Origin of the sequence: Stenotrophomonas sp. 22692, from assembly GCF_052045015.1 — a bacterium.
In the GTDB taxonomy this organism is placed as follows: domain Bacteria; phylum Pseudomonadota; class Gammaproteobacteria; order Xanthomonadales; family Xanthomonadaceae; genus Stenotrophomonas; species Stenotrophomonas geniculata.
On the sequence record NZ_JBQEMR010000003.1, the window covers coordinates 155,367 to 173,236 of the forward strand.

Genomic DNA, 17,870 nt, shown 5'->3' on the forward strand with positions numbered 1-17,870 from the left:
CGTGCGACTGATCGTCCTGGTTACGGCCTTCTGCCTCGCATCCTGCCAGTCGTCGGCGCCCAAGCCCAACCCGCCAGCACCCGCTGTCATCCGTGTGCCTGTTGCCACGTTCGTCCCCATCGATGCGTCGCTGACGAAGCGCTGCACCTGGGCGCGTGCCGGCAAGCCGTCTGCTGTGTTCGAGGTGAGCAACGGCCGCAAGCGCTGCCTCGATCTGTACGAGGCGCAGTTCGATGCTATCGAGCAGGTGCAGGGGAAGCCCATCCCTTCGGACGGCAGCTGATGCCGCGGCGGGCACCGAAGCACAACGCCATGCCGAGGCAGGCGGTCGTGCACGTGCCGGCCGCAGCAGTGAGGCAGACCACGGCTGAGCGCGGGTATGGCAGCAGATGGCAGCGCGCCCGCGCGACCTTCCTGCTGAGGAATCCGCTCTGCGCAGAGTGCCAGCGGACTGGCCACGTCACGGTCGCGACGGTGGTCGACCACATCACCCCGCACAAGGGAAGCCAGGCGCTGTTCTGGGACACCGACAACTGGCAGCCCCTCTGCAAGCCCTGCCACGACCGGAAGACCGCGACCGAGGACGGCGGGTTCGGGAACTGGCATCGAGGTGTCAGGGCAACCCCGAAATGCGCGCGTGGACGCGAATGAATCGCAGCAACTGCAGATAGGGCGGGGGGAGGGTCAAAAGTTGGGGCGGTTCACCTCCCTGACCGTGCGCCCAGACGTTTTATCGCACCGTCAAAATTGAGATTTGAAAAATGAGAGGACGGAAGCCGACCGCTCCGGCCCTCAAGGTGATTGCCGGAACTACCCGGCCGGACCGTGAGGCGCCGGACGCTCCCGAGTTCGACCTGATCGACGTGTTCCCCGACCCACCTCAGCACCTGAACGTCAACGGGGCTGCAATGTGGAATGACCTGGGTCCCCAGCTGGTGGCAGCCAAGGTTCTCCAGACGGTGGACCTGTATGCACTGCAGCAGCTCTGCTACGCCTGGCAGGTCCAGGTGGCAAAGCAGATGGCAGGGGTGGATATCACAGCCGCTGAACAGACCGCGCTGAAAGCGCTGATGTCCGAGTTCGGTATGACGCCGGCGAGCAGACGCAAGGTGAGTTCTGGTGGCGCCGAGAAAAAGCCCGGCAACAAGTTCGGCGCCCTCCCGGCGCTCGCCAAGTAAAAAGAAGCCTGCGAAGCCGACGACCGCGGATCGCCCGCGGCGTCGACCCCGCCCGGATCCCGCCGACTACGTGGCGGTGGCCATCGACTACGCGCAGGAAGCAGTGGAGGATCGGAAGGGCAAGGCATTCGGGTTGCTGATCCGCCAAGCGGCCAGACGCTTCCTGGACGACCTAGCTCGCGCGAAGAAGAGAGGGGCAGCGTTCACGTTTTCACCCGCGCATGCAGCCCACGCCTGCGGTTTCATTGAGCTGCTGCCGCACGTTGAAGGCTCTTGGCAGACTCCCGAGATCCGCCTGCACCGGTCCCACGTCTTCTTCGTGGTCCAGCTGTTCGGATTTCGGAAGCTCGATGGCACCCGCCGTTTCACATCGGCGCTGTTTGCGGTCGCACGCAAGAACGCCAAGTCGACGTTGGCTTCGGCGATCCTTTTGTATTGCCAATGCTGCGAGAACGAGGAAGGCGCCCAGGTCATTTCAGCGGCTACCACCTTCCCGCAGGCTTCGATCATCTTCAACGTCGCAAAGCGGATGGTGGAGAAGACGCCGGACCTTCGGGAGGCGTATGGGCTTGAGACCTGGGCCAAGTCGATCAGCCGCATGGAGATCGGCGCCAGCTTCAAGCCCATCCACGCGAAGGCAAGCACTCAGGACGGCTTGAACCCGTCCCACGTGGGGCTTGATGAGATCCACGCGCACAAGACCCCTGACCTGCTGAACGTCTTGCAGTCTGCTGCAGGTGCCCGACGCAACCCGCTCTGGCTGTTCACCACGACCGAGGGATATACCAACCCCGGCCCCTGGGCTGAGATCCGGCAGTTCGTGAAGCAGTTGCTGGCCGGCGTGTTCAAGAACACGGCCGACCACTACCTGGCAGTGTTCTACGCGGTCGACGAAGACGACGAGGACTTTGACGAGTCGAGTTGGCGAAAAGCCAACCCTCTGATGGAGGTAAACCCGCATCTCCTGGGAGCTATCCGAAAGGAGGCGGTCGAGGCCAAGGCCATGCCGTCCAAGCTGGCTGAGTTCCAGATCAAGCGGCTGAACCGGCCGGCCTCGGCGGCAAACGGCTGGGTTGCACTACGAAAGTGGGCTGCCTGCTCCGGAGTGATCGACCTGGAGGCGCTGAAGGACGTTCCCTGCTGGGGTGGACTGGATCTGGCCAGTACCAGCGACCTGACATCGTTCCGGCTTGTCTGGCGAGTGGACGGGAAGATCATCACCTGGGGCCGCCGCTGGGTTCCAGAAGAGGCAGTAAAGCAGCGTACGGAGCGCGGCACGGTGCCGTATGCGGGCTGGGTCGCGTCTGGGCACCTCGAAACCACCGAGGGCGAGGTCACCGACTACGCCCATATCGAGAGGTCGATCCTGGACGTCGTCTCTCGGTTCAATGTTCAGTCCATCGCGTTCGATAGCTGGAATGCCACCGAGGTTGTGGGCCGACTTCTTGCCGCTGGCGTGCCGATGGTGCAGTTCATCCAAGGACCGAAGTCGTATCACCCTGCTATGCAGGATCTGGAGCGCGCCTACGTAGGCAAGCGCTTCGTCCATGACGGCGATCCGGTGCTGACCTGGTGCGCTTCAAACCTGGTGGCCCGGCGAGACCAGAACCTGAACATGGCGCCCGACAAGAAGCGATCAAGCGAGAAGATCGACGACATGACTGCGCTGCTGATGGCTGTTGGTATCAGCATCCCCGTTGCTGAAGAAAAGAGTGACAAGAAGCTTGTCCTCATGACCCTGGGATAGCCCATGAAGAACGAGAACCGCGCCTACAGCCTGCTGGAGGTCAAGAACTACGACGACGACGAGCAGGTGATCACCGGCTGGGCGACAACACCCGAGCCTGACCGCTACGGCGATGTGGTCGAGCCGCTGGGCGCAAAGTTCGCGGCCGAACTGCCGCTGCTGTGGCAGCATCGCCACGACAGTCCGGTGGGCATCGTGAAGTTCGGCAAGCCGACCTCCAAGGGCATCCCGTTCACGGCGAGCGTGGCGAAGATCGCCACACCCGGCGCGCTGAAGGATCTGTGTGATCTGGCCTGGCAATCGGTGAAGGAGAAGCTGGTGCGCGGCGTGTCGATCGGCTTCCGAGCGCTGGAGTACAGCTACATGGAAGGCGGCGGTATCCGGTTCACCGAGACCGAGATCTATGAGCTTTCCTTGGTCACCATTCCGGCCAACGCCGCGGCGACCATCCAGACGATCAAGGCTATGGACACCGCCGGCGGCCGCCGCTCGGCGAACTACGGCGTCCCACTCATCCAGCGCCAGGCGGCAAAGGTCGAACGACCGGCCGACGGCGCGGTGAAGTTGCTGCACTGAAGCACCGGGCCTGACGGCCCTGCGGGGTGGAACCCGCTTCCCATCATCTGCAGGCACTGCCCGGCGTGGAAACCGGGCCGAACGGCTGCGCACACGAAAGAGATCCCGACAATGAACATCGCAGAACAGCTGGAAAAGCTCCGCGCCACCCGTGCTGAGCTGGAAAAGCAGCTCTCCTCCGTCATGAAGAAGCCGGCTGACGAGCAGCGCTCGCTGAACACCGGCGAGCAGGAGGAGTTCGACTCGCTGAAGAGCCAGATCACCTCGCTGGATGGCGATATCGAGCGCTACGAGCACCTGCAGGCGATCCAGGCAAAGTCGGCCACCACCGTTTCGACCATCGTCAAGGCGCAGGGTTCGGCCACCGTCGGCGCCGAAGGCCGCACGCTGGAACCGGCGCAGCTGAAGACGGTCGACAAGACCGATGCAGGCATCGGCTTCGCCCGTATGGCCCGCTGCCTGGCCGTGTCGCATGTCCACCACCAGAACCCGCTGGACGTGGCTCGCGCCATCTACCCGAATGATGAGCGCCTGCACGGCATCATCCAGGAGAAGGCCGCGGTGCAGGCTGCCAGTACCGGCAACGCGACCTGGGCCGGAAACCTGATCACCGATGGTGGAGTAGCCTTCGCCGACTTCGTCGAGTGGTTGCGCCCGCGCTCGCTTCTTGGCCAGGTCTCGGAACGCCTGCGCAACCTGCCGTTCGATACCCCGGTGCTGGTGCAGGGATCGGCTGGAACGGCCAAGTGGGTCAAGGAAGGCGCTGCAAAGCCGCTGACCAAGTGGTCGTACACCCGCGCTAAGCTGACGCCGCTGAAGGTGGCCGCGATCGCTGCCGCGACCAAGGAAACCATGATGCGCGCCACGCCTGCGGCCGATGCGCTGCTGCGGGACGAGCTGGGCCGGGCGGTCAACCAGACCATCGACACGCAGTTCATCGATCCGGATGCAGCGGCCGTCGCAGACGAGGCACCCGCCTCGATCCTCAATGGCGTGCCGGCCACCACGGTGCCGGCCGGCAGCGATCCGGACTCGATCCGCGCTGGCGCCGCGGCGCTCATGAATGCCATCGCAGGTTCGAACCTGTCGCTGGCGGGATCGTTCTGGGCGATGTCGGAGCGCACCGCGATCGCTCTGTCGCTGATGGTCAACCCGCTGGGCGCTTCCGAGTTCCCGGGCATCAACTTCACCGGCGGCACCTTCTTGGGCCTGCCTGCGTTCGTGTCGGCGTATGTGCCGGACGATGAGAACGGTGCCGTGATCGCGCTGATCAAGGGCGACGAGATCTTCCTCGGCGACGAAGGTGGCCTGCAGGTTTCGATGTCGGACCAGGCATCGCTGGTGATGGACGACGCCCCGACGATGAGCAGCACCACGCCGACCGCGCAGCAGGTTGTCTCGCTGTGGCAGACCAACAGCGTGGCCTTCCTGGTCGAGCGCTTCATCAACTGGCAGCGTCGCCGCGCGCAGGCCGTCGCCTGGGCCCGCGTGAACTGGGGCAGCGGTTCGGTTGCGTCCGGCTCGTAACCGACACGTGGCGGGGCCTTCGGGCCCCGTCAGATCCCCCGAAATGCGAGGTTCCCATGAGCAAGGTCGATATCGTCGGACGCGGCGGCCGAGTGATCAGCGTGCATCATCGTGTTGCTGAGGCGCTGGAGCAGCGCGGCGGTTACCTCCGGCGTGACATGGTGGCGCAATCGCCCGTCTCGCCGAATCCGGGCGCGAAGGTGCTTGCGTCTGGAAAGGCGAAGAAGAAGGCCAAGAAGACCGCAGACAAGGCCGCACAGCCGAACAAGGGTGTATCCGAATGACTGGTTTCTCGCCCCGGGAGTTGGCCGTCGCCGCTGGCGTGCGCCGGCATGGCGTCGACTACCTCAAATCGCTGTCGCCGGTAGTTGCTGCGCCGGGGCGAGAGAGCTGGCATACCTTGACGGTGCAAGAACCCTTCACGGGTGCCTGGCAGCGCAACATGGAAGAGCGCGCGACTACGGTCCTGACCTATCCGACGTTATATGCCTGTCTCAGCCGCATCGCCTCCGACATCGGCAAACTGCCTTTTGTCCTGAAGACGGAGGACGAGAACGGCATCTGGCGTCTGGAGAAGAGCAACACCGCTTACTGGCCGGTGCTGCGCAAGCCCAACAGCTACCAGACGGCGCAGCAGTTCAGGGCGGCTTGGATGCTGTCCAAGCTCATTCAGGGCAACACGTACGTCCTGAAAGGCCGAGACGAGCGCCGTGTGGTCAACAGGCTATGGGTGCTCGATCCCTGCAGCGTGCAGCCCATGGTTTCCGACAGCGGCGAGGTCTTCTACCGGCTTAACTACAGCACAGGTTCCAATCTGCTACCGGATGCCTACCCGGGAAGCCAGTTGATCGTGCCTGCCAGCGAGATCATCCACGACCGGATGAACTGCTTCCATCACCAGCTGATCGGCGTGCCGCCGCTGTGCGCGGCCCACTGGCCGGCCGTGAAGAACCTGAAGATTCTTAAGGACTCGACCACTTTCTTCTCCAACGGTGCAAACCCTGGCGGCATCCTTACAGCTCCGGCCGGCATGTCCGAAGACGACGCGCAGGCTGTGAAGGAATACTGGAACAGTAACTTCCAGGGGGCCAACGCAGGCAAGGTAGCGGTAGTCGGTGCGGACATGAAGTTCACGCCGTTTGCGTTCAAGTCGGCCGACAACCAGTTGGTCGAACAGATGCGCTACTCGGACGAGCAGATCTGTCAGCCGTTTGGCATCCCGCCCTTCAAGATCGGCATCGGGTCGATCCCCGCGGGTATGAAGGTCGACGACATTAACCAGCTGTACCACTCGGATGCGCTGCAGGCGCACATCGAGGGGATCGAAGAGCTTGTGGACGAGGGCCTTGGCATCTCCCGACCGATGGGTGTGGAACTCGATCTGGAGCCGCTGCTGCGGATGGACGCGGGCAAGCAGGCGGAAGTGCACACCAAGCTGACCGGTGGCGGCATCGAGACTCCGAACGAGGCCCGACTCGCGTTCAACCTTCCGCCGCTGGAGGGTGGGGACACCGTCTACATGCAGCAGCAGGACTTCCCGCTGGACCAGGTTCGCCAGAACAAGATCACCGCGGAGCCGGCCAAGAGCGAGCCACCCCAAACGAACGACGACGATACGCTGCCTGACGACAGCGACGAACTCCGCGCGCTGCAGCAGGAAAATTTCATGATGAAGGCTCTCCACGCCGCTCGAGCTGAGGTATTCCGCAATGACTGATCCCATCGACTTCGGCAAGGAGATCGGCAGCTTGATCCGCGAGGCGATCGCACCGGTGAAGCTGGAGCTTCAGGAACTGCGCGAGCGTGGACCGGAGAAGGGCGAGCCCGGTCAGGATGCGGAGCCGGTGGACCTTGATGCGGTGGCCGGCCTGGTGGTGGCGAAGCTGCTGGAATCGCCGCGGCTGCTAACGCTTGTCGACCTTGCTGCGGCCGATGCTGTCTCTAAGCACTTCGAAGCCAATCCGGTGCAGCATGGACGCGACGCAGACCCCGCGGTGATTCAGGCGACGGTGAAGGCTGCTGTCGAGGCGCTGCCGGTGCCGAAGGATGGCCAAGACGCGGAGCCGGTCACGGAACAGCAGCTGTCTGCGGCAGTCGCCAAGTATCTGGCCGAGAATCCGCCGAAAGCTGGTGCAGACGGTGTCGGTTTGGCTGGCGCCATGATCGACCGTGCCGGCGAGCTCGTCATCACTACCACGAAGGGCGAAGCGATTCGTCTGGGTGTAGTGGTTGGTCGGGATGGAGAGGACGGCAAGCATGGCGTCAGCTTCGAAACTGCTTCCGGTGAGTACGACAGCGAGCGCGGGTTCGTCATCACCCTCGGCTCAGGCGAACGGAGGACCGAGCTGGTTTTGCCGTACTTGGTGCACCGAGGCTTCCACCGGGACGGGCTTGGCATGAAGGCGGGCGAGTCGGTGACCCATGATGGCGCACTCTGGATCGCAAAGCGCGCGAACGCTTCCCGGCCATGCCTGGAGAACACCGACGACTGGATCCTGGCCGCCCGGAAGGGGCGCGACGGCAAGGACGGCCGGAGCGTGCGGGTTCCAGCTGGGCCTGTGAGCCTGGGAGACGGCGATGGTTGAGTTCGTGAGCAAGGCACAAGCCCAGGAGCAGCTCCGGCTTGATCCCGGCGCCGATGACCTCTGGCTGGCATTTGCCATACCGGCCGCCAGTGCGGCGGTGGATAGCTGGTTGAAGTCACCCTGGCGCCGCTACGAGCTTCAGCGGGATGCCGCCGGCGCGCCGATCATCGGCGCTGACGGGATTCCCCTACCGGTTCTGGACGATGAAGGGGAACCGGTGCTCGCTTCGCAGGTGGTCCTGGCCACGCTGGTAGAGCTGGCAAGCCACTACAGGTTCCGGGAGGGCGAGGGCGATAACACCGTGCCCGCCGATGCCGGTCATGGCTACGTCCTTTCTCGCGCTGCAACGGCCCTGCTGGCGCCGCTACGGCGTTCCACGGTGGCGTAGTGGCCTGCTCAGGCTGCGCGCGCCGGCGCGCCTGGCTCATGAAATGGATGCGAGAAGCGAATGAACGAGCAAAGCGAATTGCTGGCTGCCCTGCGAGCCCAGACCGAGGCGGCGCACCAGCTGGTGGCGGCGCTGCGGGAAAAGACCACGGCCGACCAGGAGAACGCCAAGGCAGTTAACCGGCTGGTGGACTACCTCTGCGACAGCGAAGGCGGCGAGGCGGAGGCGGCCGACTCCGGCAACTACCTGAGCGGGAAGCCGCGATGATCGCCGCCGGCCGTCTGCGCCATCGGGTGCAGCTGCAGCGTCAGGTCTACGGGCAGTCGCCTGCGACCGGCGCGCAGACCGTCAGCTGGGAGCCGCTGGCCGATGTGTGGGCCGAAGTGGCGCCGCTGTCGGCCCGCGAATTCGTGGCAGCCAAGGCGGTGGACAGCGAGGTCACGTTGCGGGTGACCATCCGTCACCGCGACGACGTGACCGACAAGTGCCGGGTGCTATTCCGCGGCAAGATCCTGAACATCCATGGTGTGCTGCCCGACCCGGTGAGCGGCCTGGAATACCTCACGCTTCCGTGTAGCGAGGGCGTCAATGATGGCTGATGGCATCCGATTCGATGTGAGCGGCCTGGACGGCATCCGCAACAAGATGGCGCAGGTGAAGCGGGAGGTGAACTACAAAGGAGGACGCGCCGCCCTGCGTCGTGCAGCCAACGTGCTGCGCGACCAGGCGCAGAGCAACGCCCGCCGGGTGGACGACCACGAAACCGAGACCGCCATCTGGAAGAACGTCGCGGTGCGCTGGAATGGCCGCGCGTTCAAGCAGGATGGCGTGCTTGCGTTCCGTGTTGGCGTTCTGGGCGGTGCCCAGGCCGGCCGCGCCGCTCAGCAGGGGACCAGCAACCCCGGCGGCATCACTTGGTACTGGCGCCTGCTGGAATTCGGCACTTCGAAGATGGCTGCGCAGCCGATCTTCCGGCCGGTGCCGGACCAAGCCGGCCAGAAGGCCGTCGACGTGTTCGCGCGAAGCTTCAACCAGGCGCTCGACCGCGTGCTGGCGAGGCAGGGGGCGGCATGATCCCGCCCATCTTCCCGCTTTGCATCGCATCACCGGAGGTGCTGCTGGCCTTTGGCGACGCGCCGACCCGTGTATATCCGTTCGGACTGATCGAGAAGCCGCCTGCGCTGCCCTATGCGGTCTGGCAGACGGTAAGCGGAAGCCCTGAAAACTTCCTGGCCCAGCGGCCGGACGTAGACGCGCTGACCACGCAGATCGACGTCTATGCGAAGGACGAGGCATCGCTGATCCAGGGCGCGAAGGCCCTGCGTGATGCTTTCGAGCCCCGCGGGTACATCACCCGCTGGGGCGGCCAGATGCTTGATCCCGAAACGAAGTTGTTGCGGCTGTCATTCGATGTGGACTGGCTGGTCCCTCGGTAACGCCCGCTACATCCCCACCCACGCCCCGCACTGCGGGGTTTTTATTGCCCGCAGGAGAAACGATGAGCATCCTGACCCAAGGAACCCAGCTGTACGGCCTGATCAACGGCGTTGTCCGCGAGATCGAGTGCATCACCGCCTTCAACCCCGGCACCGCGCCGGCGGACCAGATCGACGACACCTGCCTGTCCGAGACCAACACGCGCACCTACAAGAAGGGCCTGCGCACGCCCGGCCAGGCGTCGGTGACCATCAACGCCGACCCCAAGAACGAGAGCCACTACCTGTTCTGGCAGCTGGCCGAGCAGGTGGACGGCGGCGACCCGATCCAGTGGGCCATCGGCTGGTCCGACGGCGTGGACATCGAACCCACTGTGCAGCAGGTCGGCAGCATCTCGAACATCGAAGTGACCAACGGCGGCACCGGCTACACCAGTGCGCCGACCGTGGCCATCACCGGCGGCGGTGGCAGTGGTGCAACGGCCACGGCCATCGTCGACTCTGGCTCGGTGATCGGCGTCAACATCACCAATCCTGGCACCGGCTACACCGGTACGCCGACTGTCGCTTTCACCGGCGGCGCTGGCACCGGCGCGTCGGCCACGGCCGAGCGCTCCACGGTAGACGAGCTGGTCCTGCCGAATACCCGCACCTGGTACACCTTCCAGGCCTACGTGAGCGACTTCCCGTTCGACTTCCAGGGTAATGCAGTGGTGACCACTGCCGCGACCATGCAGCGCAGCGGGTCGGGCGTCTGGCTGCGCAAGGCTGAGACGCCGTGAGCCGGGCCCCGAAGAAGTCCGCCACCGCGCGTGCGGTGAGCCTGAGCGTGGCTGGCCTGCTGCAGGCTGGAGCGTTCACTGGCCGGCCAGTGGAGAAGGAGATCCGCTGGAAGCAGGGCGACGAAGAGCTGACCGCCACTGTCTATGTGCGGCCGCTGGGCTTCCAGGCGGCGGTGTCGGATGTGCTGTCGGCCACGAACAAGCACGACGGCGTGGCCGGCCGCATCGCGGCCAGCATCTGCGACCAGGATGGCAAGGCAGTGTTCACCGTTGCCGATATCACCGGCGAGGCCGATCCGGAGCGCGGCGCCCTGGACGGCAACCTGTCGGTGGCACTGCTGATGGCCATCGGCGAGGTGAACAACCTGGGAAAAGCTACGAGCTGACCCCGGAGGATGAGCTGTGGTGCGAGCTGGTCCTGAACGGGATTGGCGGCCGCAGCATCGGGGAGGCGAAGGAACGCCTCTCCATCCGGGAGTTCCAGCTCTGGAGCGTGTACCGCGCCAAGCGCGGCAGCCTGAACTTGGGTGGGCGGATGGATGCAGCTGCAGGGATGCTGGCCGCTTTGTTCGTCAACGCCAACAAGAAGCCTGGCTCGACCCCGTTCAAGCCTGCCGACTTCATTCCCTACGCGGACGCCGAGCCCATCAGCCTCGAGGAGGCGATGAAGCAGTGGTAGCTGGCGCGTAGGGCGCGCATCACCTGGCCGGCCACCGGTCAGCCCTTGCAGCAGAGAGAGCTATGTCCAGGAACCTTGGTACGCTGACCATCGACGTAATCGCCGAGGTCGGCGGCTTCGCATCCGGCCTGGACAAATCTGAGCGCCGGGCGGAGAAGTGGCGCAAGAAGGTCGAGGCCGAGGCGAAGCTGGCCGGTCTGGCGCTCGCCGCTGGCATGACCGCTGCTCTTGCCGGGCTTTCGACGGTGGGCCTGTTGATCGCTCGCAACACCATGAGTGCCGAGCGAGAGGTTGCTCAGCTCGATGCAATCATCCGGTCAACGGGCGGTGCCGCCGGGTACACCCGGCAGCAGCTGCTGGACATGGCCGATACGCTGGCCAGCAAGTCCACCTTCAGTGGTGGGGAGATCGTCGAGGCACAGACACGCCTGCTGTCCTACTCGGGCATCCTGGCTTCCAACATCCCCCGCGCCATGCAGGCTGTCATCGACCAATCGGCGCGCCTCGGGATCAGCGTCAGTCAATCTGCCGAGACCATTGGCCGGGCCCTGGAATCGCCCAGCAAGGCCGCCGCCGCGCTAGCGCAGCAGGGCTTCGGGGCAGCGTTCACCAAGGAAGTGCGCGGCACGATCGACGAACTGGTGAAGGCCGGCAAGGAAGGCGAGGCCCAGGTGATGATCCTGGAGATCCTCGAAGAGTCGTACGCAGGCGCAGCGCAGGCGGCGCGTGACACCTTCGGCGGTTCGCTGACGGCCCTGCGGCACACCATTGACGATCTGACCACCGGTCGCGATGGAAGCTTGGCCGGAGCCACTGCTGCCATCAATTCGTTCATCGATACCCTCAACGACCCTCTGGTCAGGGAGGGCTTCGACGCGATGATTGCAGGCCTCGGATCGATCCTCACCGATTTCGCCACGTATCTGAAAGACGGCGCCGAGGTTCGCAATCTCACCGAGTCGATCGCGGAGAGCTTCCGGCAGATTAGTGACCTCGGTGGCATCTTTAGCGGGGCGATTGAAGGCCTGGACCGTGTTCGTGGCGGTCTGGTTGCAATCGAAAAGCAGGGCAACGCGGTGATGAAGCTGGCGACCGGCCAGTACAGCGGGCTGTTTGGCTCGCAGGGTGGCGGCTGGAGCCAGTTCCTCAAGGATTATCAGAACGGGACGCAATTCGCCGACCGCGGCTGGGCGGCCATGCAGCCGCGGCCCACACCTACAGTCAGGCTGATTGAGGCCAGCCTGCCTCCTTCCGGTGTAACAGGTGATCCGGCTGCCCGGGCTGCTGCAGCTTCTGCTGCAGCCGCCGCAGCTGATGCTGAAAATGCCAAGAAGCGGCTGGCAGGGCAGCGGCAGTTGGAGCACGCCTATGAGGCTGCTTCGCTGCAGCTGAAGCGACAGATCGAGCTGTTTGACACCAGCGCGGACCGATCTGGCAAGGCCACTGAGCTGCAGCGACTCAACTTCGATCTGGAGCATGGCGCGCTGAAGGGGCTTAATGCCTCGAAGCAGGAGTCCCTGCGCATCGATGCTCGGAGGCTGGACGTTCTGCAGGAGCAGAAGACCGCGAACGAGGAAGCGGCCAAGGCCACCGAGGCTTTCGTCAAGTTGAAGGACGAGCTGAACAAGAAAGATTCTCTCGGCTTGGATCTGGCCCGAGAGCGGCTGAAAACCTTGCAGGCGGCAGCAGCGGCTGGTGCCGCGAACGACCCTGAATTTGCCAAGGTTGCTGGAAAGGTAATTGAGCAGGTTGGCGGCGCTGGCGGCAGCGAGTACCGAGGGCCGGATGCACTGTACGGCGGCGCCAGCGGTGAGTTTTCCAAGATCAACAAGGCGGTCGAGGAAGAGAACAAGAAGTACGCGACGCAGCTTCAGGCGTTGGAAGAGTACAGAAAAGCCCGCGCCGACCTGAATGAGGATTGGGATGCCCAGGAGGCGGTGCTGGCGGCTACCCATCAGTCCCGGCTTGACGAGCTGGACAAGGCTAGGTGGCAGGTTGGCCTGACTGCCGCAGAGCAGGGACTGGCCGGTGTTGCGGGCGTCATGCGTGCGGGCTTCGGCGAGCAGTCCGGGATCTACCGGGCCGCATTCGCAATCAGCAAGGCGTTCTCGGTCGCAAAGGCCGCGCTGGCAGCCAAGGACGCGGTCAGCTCGGCGCTTTCGAGCGGACTGCCGTTTCCTGCCAACTTGGCGGCGATGGCCGCCGCAGCTGCAGCAGTTGCCAACCTGGTAGGTGAGGTGTCGGCGGTTGGCATGGCCCACGACGGTATCGACAGCGTTCCCGAGACCGGCACCTGGCTCCTGCAGAAGGGCGAGAGGGTCACCACCGCGGCCACCAGCGCCAAGCTGGACGCAACCCTCGACCGCGTGGCACGCGATTCCGCCGGCGGTGGCCGGGGGGACACCAACGAGTTCAATTTCAACGTCAACGGAACCATCAGCGAGCGGGAACGGCTGATGCTGGAGCAGACCGTCACGCGTGCGGTGACCCTGGCGCGGCAGGACCGTGTGGCGGACACCACGTCCGGCACTGGCCCGCAATCACGCGCGATGCGATCGAACTGGAATGTCAGAAGGAAGGTCGGGTAATGGCGCTGATCATGCAGCCGAAGTGGTTGCCCGAACCGCTGCGCGAGGGCTATGGGCTGCGCCACGTATCACCGCAGACACGGTCCACCTTCGTAAGCGGACGATCCCTGCCGCGGCGGGCCTACACCGCGACCCCGAGCCAGACCGAGGTGCGATGGCTGCTGAATGATCAGCAGGCTGCTCTGTTCGAGAAGTGGTTCCAAGAGCAGCTATTCGATGGCGTGTCCTGGTTTGCCTGCCGCCTTCGCAGCCCGCTGGGCATGGACTACTACAAGGCGCGGTTCACCGACATTTACGACGGTCCGACGTTGACCAACAGCAATCTGTGGATGTTCACCGCGCAGCTGGAACTGTATCTCCGGCCGCTGCTGGCTGATGGTTGGTCTGAGTACCCGGAAGGCTTCCTGCAGGCCAATGTGGTGGACCTTGCCGCAAACAGGGAGTGGCCCCAGCCATGAGCATCCTTGAGCGGCTGTATGCCTCCGGTGGTAGCGAGATTGAGCACGAGACGTTGGCCATCACCGTCGGTGGTGAAACCCACTACCTGACCAAGGGTTGGGAGGACCTGACTGCGGTTCTGGAGACGGGCCAGACGGTGACCTTCAAGGCCTGCGGCATGGACGTGGCCAAGCCGGCGCGCAATGCCGACGGCGTACAGGATCTGCGCTTCGCGCTGACCAACATTGATGGCGTGGTGAGCACCAAGATCCGTGCCGCGCTCGCTGCGCGGCAGGAGATGACGGTAACCCTGCGGGTCTACCTGAGCAGTGATCTGCTGGCACCCATCAAGCGTCCGCTCTCGATGGTCATCAAGGGCGGCCAGTGGTCGGCCACAGAGGTCCAGATCACGGCCGGCTTCATGAACATCCTCGACACGGCCTGGCCGCGCGATCGCTTCAACCTCTCCAAACACCCCGGACTGCGCTACATCTCATGACGATTGACCTTGAAAAGTACCTGGACGTTGTCTGGGTCAGTGGCGGCCGCATGTTCCCCGAACTGGACTGCTATGGCGTGGTCAATGAGGTGCGGCGGGATCTTGGGCTGCCGGCGTGGGATGAGCATCCTGGGGCTACCCGTGACGATCTGCCCGAGCTGGCACAGCAGGCGGTTCTGCAGCACGCCGGCAGCGACCTGGTAGAGGGTGCCGTGGCGTTCTGCTACGAGGGCAGCATGGTGACTCACGTTGCCGTGCTGGTGGAGGTAGACGGACGAATGTGCACGTTGGAATGTAACGACGGCCGCAACGTGACGGTTCTGCCTGTGGCGCGCTTCGAGCGCCGCTTCAACCGCGTGGAGTATTACGCGTGATCCGGGTGTTTCCTTCCCGCATGCCCGGTGAAGCGCTGGAAACCCACCAGCATGGCCGGATGACGGTGGATGGCTGGCTGCGGGCGAACGTGCGTGGCTACACCGGAGAGGGTGAGCAGCCGATTGAGCTGGAGTTGAACGGCGCGCCGGTTGCGCCAGGTGCGTGGGCAACCACCTGGATCGATGACGGCAGCGACGTGCGCATCTACCCGGTCCCTCATTACGAGGGCATTGCCGCGGTGATCTATTGGGTTGTGGTCGCGGTGGTGGCCGCGTACGCCATCTACATGGCCAACAACCTGCCTGGCAGTCGGAACGGGCAGGGCGACAGCCTCAGTCTCGACACGGCGCGGGCGAACACGGCGCGCTTGGGTAGCCCCGTGCGCGAGGTTCTGGGGCGGTGCCGCGTTTGGGCCGACTACCTGGTGCAGCCGGTGTCTCGCTTCGTGGGGGAGAAGTCCTATCGAACCCATATGTTCGTGTGCGTGGGGAAGGGCCGACACATCATCCCCGTGGGTTCGGCCCGGCTGGGCAACACGCCCATCAGCTCGTTCGGCAGTGACGTGCAGATGACCATCTACCCACCGGGTGCAGATGTGAGCGGCGACGTGCGCTCCGAGAACTGGGTGAATTCTACCGAGGTGGGGGCTACCGCCTCCGGCACCGCCGGCCTTGATCTGAGTGACACGGCAGACGTGTCAACGGGGATCAACGCAGACTCGGTGACGGTATCGGGGAATGTGATCACCCTGAACAACGCGACAGTCACAGACGCGAACGGTAACGAGCGGCCGACCAGCTCCGTGCCCAGCAGCTGGGTTGTCGGCGCCGTGCTCACGCTCAAGGTTGCGGCGTCCTTCACAGCGACCACCAGCGGCCTTTACTCGATCATCGCCGGCAGTGCTGTGGCGGAATTGGCACCCTACGTGGGCATGCCGGTTCTGCTGACCTACAACGGAGCCGATTACGCGTTGTTCGTGGCCAGCTACGTTCCTGGCTCGCCCGCAGTGCCCGGTGTTGGTGGCAGCGCTGCCCGTGTGACGGGATCGGCCGCTGCGAGCAACTTCGACTTCAGCGGTTCTCCGGTCACCTTCGGGATCAGCTGGCGGGGAACCACCTACAGCGTGGCGCTGGTGGCCAACTACATCACCTTGGGCGTGCTGCTGACTGCCATCAACGACCAGTTGGTGGACAGTGGCTTGGTGGCGACCCAGTCCGGCGGTGTGGTGACGATTGCTGAGGCGGCCAGCCCGTTTGCTGGCGGGAGCATCACCTACAGCGGACTGCCGGCTTCTGTCTTCGGCAGCAGCCCAACGTCTACAGCAGGTGTTGCCACGACCGGTGGAACGCCGGCAACGCAGCCTCGTATAACGCTGGCCTATGACGGTCCGACCGGCACTGCTTTCGGAGGCCTGCCGCCTGGTGTGGTGTCGCTGGCAATGTCGCGTGGCCAAAGTGACTATCGAATTGCGGCCGTGTCCGGGCTTACCTTGGCCGTGGAGCGGCTTACAGAGGCTGGCGTGGTCGACACGAGCTGGCCGGGCTGGACCAACCGGACGGCCACTGACTACAGCGCCACCGGGTTCCAGGAGGGCGAGGAGTGGCTGGGACCATTCCTGGTGTGCCCGAACGGCGAAACCACCGATGCGTTTGAATACGACTTCAACTTCCCCAGCGGCCTGATCTGGTACACCAGCAAGGGCAACAAGCGCACGTTCACGGTCAGCATCCGCGTTGGGTATCGGGTGTATGGCTCGGGCGCGCCCTGGACGGTTCGGACCCACACGTACACCGGATACTCCGAGGATGCGGTGGGCTTCACTGAGCGCATCACCCTCGGCGCCCCTGGGCAGGTCGAGGTGCGGGTCAGGCGGGTGACCGAGCGCGGAGGCAACTCGGCACGGGATGCGTGCTACTGGCAGGGCCTGCGCGCGCGCCTATCGCAGCGGCCGACACGCTACGACGACCTGACGACCATCGGCCTGACGGTGACCACCGGGACGAAGTTGGCGGCGCAGACCGACCGCCGGTTCAACGTGGAAGCTACACGGCTCTATGACCAGGGCACTGCACGCAGCATCAGCGGCGCCATGATCCACGTCATGCGCTCCCTTGGTCTGCCGGCGGACCAAATCGATACGGACACGCTGCAGCATCTGGAGGACACCTACTGGACGCCGCGAGGGGAGTTCTTCGACTTCAGCGCGGAGAAGTCCGGAACCAGCGCACTGGACATGCTGCAGATGGCGGCGCAGGCTGGCATGGGCTACTTCCTGCTGATCGATTCGATGTGTTCGGCCGGCCGCGAAGGGGTGAAGGGGTGGCGAGGCGGGATCTCGCCGCAACGCCAGCTTGAGCCGCTCAGCACGTCGTTCATTTCGCCGGGCCCGGACGACTATGACGGCGTGGACGTGACCTACATCGACGAGGTGAGCTGGGCGGCGGAGACGGTGGAGTGCCGGCTGCCTGGCGTCACCGAGCCATGGAAGGTCGAGTCCTACGAGCTTCAGGGTGTAGGGACGCGCGATCGCGCATACCGGATCGGCATGCGCCGCCTGATGAAGCACCAAGGCCAGCGCCTGACCTACAAGACCAAGACCGAGATGATGGGCCTGGTCTACCAGTACGGCGACCGGGTGAAGCTGTTCGATGACATTCCGGGGTCGAGCACCACCAGCACCATGATTGAGTCGGCCAGGTTGGACGGTACTCGGCTGCTGATCGAGGTGGGTGAGTACCTGGACTGGAGCCTGCCGGCGCCGCGGTGTCTGGTCCGTTTCCAGGACGGGACCCTATCGAACGTGATGGTGCCCACCCGGGTCGACGACCAGCGGTTGACCATCGCCGCCTCGGCGTTACCGGGCGAGCACGCGTTCAACACCTGGATCTTGGACGACCCGACGATTGACCCGCCCGAGCTGATCTTCTGCGACAGCACGCGCGCTGGCTATGACGCCGTGCTGACCGACCTCACGCCAGGTGAAGACGGCTCAGTTGAGCTGACCGCCCTGCAGTACGACCCCGCCTTCTACCAATACGACGACGCCAACGCGCCGTAGCGACACTGGAGACG

22 protein-coding genes are annotated in these 17,870 nt (G+C 64.5%); all 22 read left to right on the forward strand.

Translation table 11 applies throughout. From position 1 onward, the window contains the following. Position 1: 1 nt before the first annotated feature. Positions 2 to 283 (forward strand): hypothetical protein, encoded by a 282-nt coding sequence (locus ACTJJM_RS05370; protein WP_440865239.1) that lies wholly within the window; start codon positions 2 to 4, stop codon positions 281 to 283. Between the two features lie 29 nt (positions 284 to 312). Continuing rightward, positions 313 to 651 carry an HNH endonuclease gene (locus ACTJJM_RS05375; protein WP_440865240.1) on the forward strand — a complete coding sequence of 113 codons (339 nt, stop codon included), beginning with the start codon at positions 313 to 315 and terminating at the stop codon, positions 649 to 651. Between the two features lie 110 nt (positions 652 to 761). Next, positions 762 to 1,178, forward strand: a complete 417-nt coding sequence (locus ACTJJM_RS05380) for a hypothetical protein (protein WP_440865241.1) — start codon at positions 762 to 764, stop codon at positions 1,176 to 1,178. Positions 1,179 to 1,248: 70 nt separating this feature from the next. Beyond that, complete coding sequence (locus ACTJJM_RS05385; RefSeq protein WP_440865242.1) at positions 1,249 to 2,925, forward strand: terminase large subunit; 1,677 nt, start codon at positions 1,249 to 1,251, stop codon at positions 2,923 to 2,925. Positions 2,926 to 2,928: 3 nt separating this feature from the next. Next, on the forward strand, positions 2,929 to 3,501 hold the full coding sequence (locus ACTJJM_RS05390; protein ID WP_099559411.1) for an HK97 family phage prohead protease: 573 nt from the start codon (positions 2,929 to 2,931) through the stop codon (positions 3,499 to 3,501). A 111-nt stretch (positions 3,502 to 3,612) separates the two neighbouring features. Next, positions 3,613 to 5,028 (forward strand): phage major capsid protein, encoded by a 1,416-nt coding sequence (locus ACTJJM_RS05395; protein WP_440865243.1) that lies wholly within the window; start codon positions 3,613 to 3,615, stop codon positions 5,026 to 5,028. A gap of 56 nt (positions 5,029 to 5,084) precedes the next feature. Continuing rightward, entirely contained in the window at positions 5,085 to 5,312 is a 228-nt protein-coding gene (locus ACTJJM_RS05400; protein ID WP_440865244.1) for a hypothetical protein, read from the forward strand. Then, positions 5,309 to 6,745, forward strand: a complete 1,437-nt coding sequence (locus ACTJJM_RS05405; RefSeq protein ID WP_440865245.1) for a phage portal protein — start codon at positions 5,309 to 5,311, stop codon at positions 6,743 to 6,745. The genes ACTJJM_RS05400 and ACTJJM_RS05405 overlap by 4 nt, the downstream gene beginning before the upstream one ends. Further along, positions 6,738 to 7,613, forward strand: a complete 876-nt coding sequence (locus ACTJJM_RS05410; protein ID WP_440865246.1) for a hypothetical protein — start codon at positions 6,738 to 6,740, stop codon at positions 7,611 to 7,613. The genes ACTJJM_RS05405 and ACTJJM_RS05410 overlap by 8 nt, the downstream gene beginning before the upstream one ends. After that, complete coding sequence (locus tag ACTJJM_RS05415; RefSeq protein WP_440865247.1) at positions 7,606 to 8,001, forward strand: hypothetical protein; 396 nt, start codon at positions 7,606 to 7,608, stop codon at positions 7,999 to 8,001. The genes ACTJJM_RS05410 and ACTJJM_RS05415 overlap by 8 nt, the downstream gene beginning before the upstream one ends. A gap of 60 nt (positions 8,002 to 8,061) precedes the next feature. Then, on the forward strand, positions 8,062 to 8,268 hold the full coding sequence (locus ACTJJM_RS05420) for a hypothetical protein (RefSeq protein ID WP_440865248.1): 207 nt from the start codon (positions 8,062 to 8,064) through the stop codon (positions 8,266 to 8,268). Beyond that, on the forward strand, positions 8,265 to 8,600 hold the full coding sequence (locus tag ACTJJM_RS05425; protein WP_329894349.1) for a phage head closure protein: 336 nt from the start codon (positions 8,265 to 8,267) through the stop codon (positions 8,598 to 8,600). Before ACTJJM_RS05420 ends, ACTJJM_RS05425 begins: the two co-directional genes overlap by 4 nt. Continuing rightward, positions 8,593 to 9,075: an HK97-gp10 family putative phage morphogenesis protein gene (locus tag ACTJJM_RS05430; RefSeq protein WP_440865249.1), complete on the forward strand. Its 483-nt coding sequence runs from the start codon at positions 8,593 to 8,595 to the stop codon at positions 9,073 to 9,075. The genes ACTJJM_RS05425 and ACTJJM_RS05430 overlap by 8 nt, the downstream gene beginning before the upstream one ends. Then, positions 9,072 to 9,437 (forward strand): tail completion protein gp17, encoded by a 366-nt coding sequence (gene gp17 / locus ACTJJM_RS05435; protein ID WP_440865250.1) that lies wholly within the window; start codon positions 9,072 to 9,074, stop codon positions 9,435 to 9,437. The genes ACTJJM_RS05430 and gp17 overlap by 4 nt, the downstream gene beginning before the upstream one ends. Positions 9,438 to 9,499: 62 nt before the next feature. Then, the gene (locus ACTJJM_RS05440; RefSeq protein ID WP_440865251.1) at positions 9,500 to 10,219 is read left to right on the forward strand and encodes a phage tail tube protein; all 720 of its coding nucleotides are present in this window, start codon (positions 9,500 to 9,502) and stop codon (positions 10,217 to 10,219) included. Further along, positions 10,216 to 10,605 carry a phage tail assembly chaperone family protein, TAC gene (locus tag ACTJJM_RS05445; protein WP_440865252.1) on the forward strand — a complete coding sequence of 130 codons (390 nt, stop codon included), beginning with the start codon at positions 10,216 to 10,218 and terminating at the stop codon, positions 10,603 to 10,605. The genes ACTJJM_RS05440 and ACTJJM_RS05445 overlap by 4 nt, the downstream gene beginning before the upstream one ends. Before the next feature lie 83 nt (positions 10,606 to 10,688). Next, positions 10,689 to 10,898: a phage tail assembly protein T gene (locus ACTJJM_RS05450; RefSeq protein WP_440865316.1), complete on the forward strand. Its 210-nt coding sequence runs from the start codon at positions 10,689 to 10,691 to the stop codon at positions 10,896 to 10,898. A gap of 62 nt (positions 10,899 to 10,960) precedes the next feature. Further along, positions 10,961 to 13,486 carry a phage tail length tape measure family protein gene (locus tag ACTJJM_RS05455; protein ID WP_440865253.1) on the forward strand — a complete coding sequence of 842 codons (2,526 nt, stop codon included), beginning with the start codon at positions 10,961 to 10,963 and terminating at the stop codon, positions 13,484 to 13,486. Next, on the forward strand, positions 13,486 to 13,944 hold the full coding sequence (locus ACTJJM_RS05460) for a hypothetical protein (RefSeq protein ID WP_227852785.1): 459 nt from the start codon (positions 13,486 to 13,488) through the stop codon (positions 13,942 to 13,944). The genes ACTJJM_RS05455 and ACTJJM_RS05460 overlap by 1 nt, the downstream gene beginning before the upstream one ends. Then, positions 13,941 to 14,423, forward strand: a complete 483-nt coding sequence (locus ACTJJM_RS05465; protein ID WP_329810718.1) for a DUF1833 family protein — start codon at positions 13,941 to 13,943, stop codon at positions 14,421 to 14,423. Before ACTJJM_RS05460 ends, ACTJJM_RS05465 begins: the two co-directional genes overlap by 4 nt. Next, a complete protein-coding gene (locus ACTJJM_RS05470) occupies positions 14,420 to 14,797 on the forward strand; it encodes a hypothetical protein (protein ID WP_440865254.1) in 378 nt (125 codons plus the stop codon). The genes ACTJJM_RS05465 and ACTJJM_RS05470 overlap by 4 nt, the downstream gene beginning before the upstream one ends. Next, positions 14,794 to 17,856 carry a host specificity factor TipJ family phage tail protein gene (locus ACTJJM_RS05475; protein ID WP_440865255.1) on the forward strand — a complete coding sequence of 1,021 codons (3,063 nt, stop codon included), beginning with the start codon at positions 14,794 to 14,796 and terminating at the stop codon, positions 17,854 to 17,856. The genes ACTJJM_RS05470 and ACTJJM_RS05475 overlap by 4 nt, the downstream gene beginning before the upstream one ends. Positions 17,857 to 17,870: the final 14 nt, after the last annotated feature.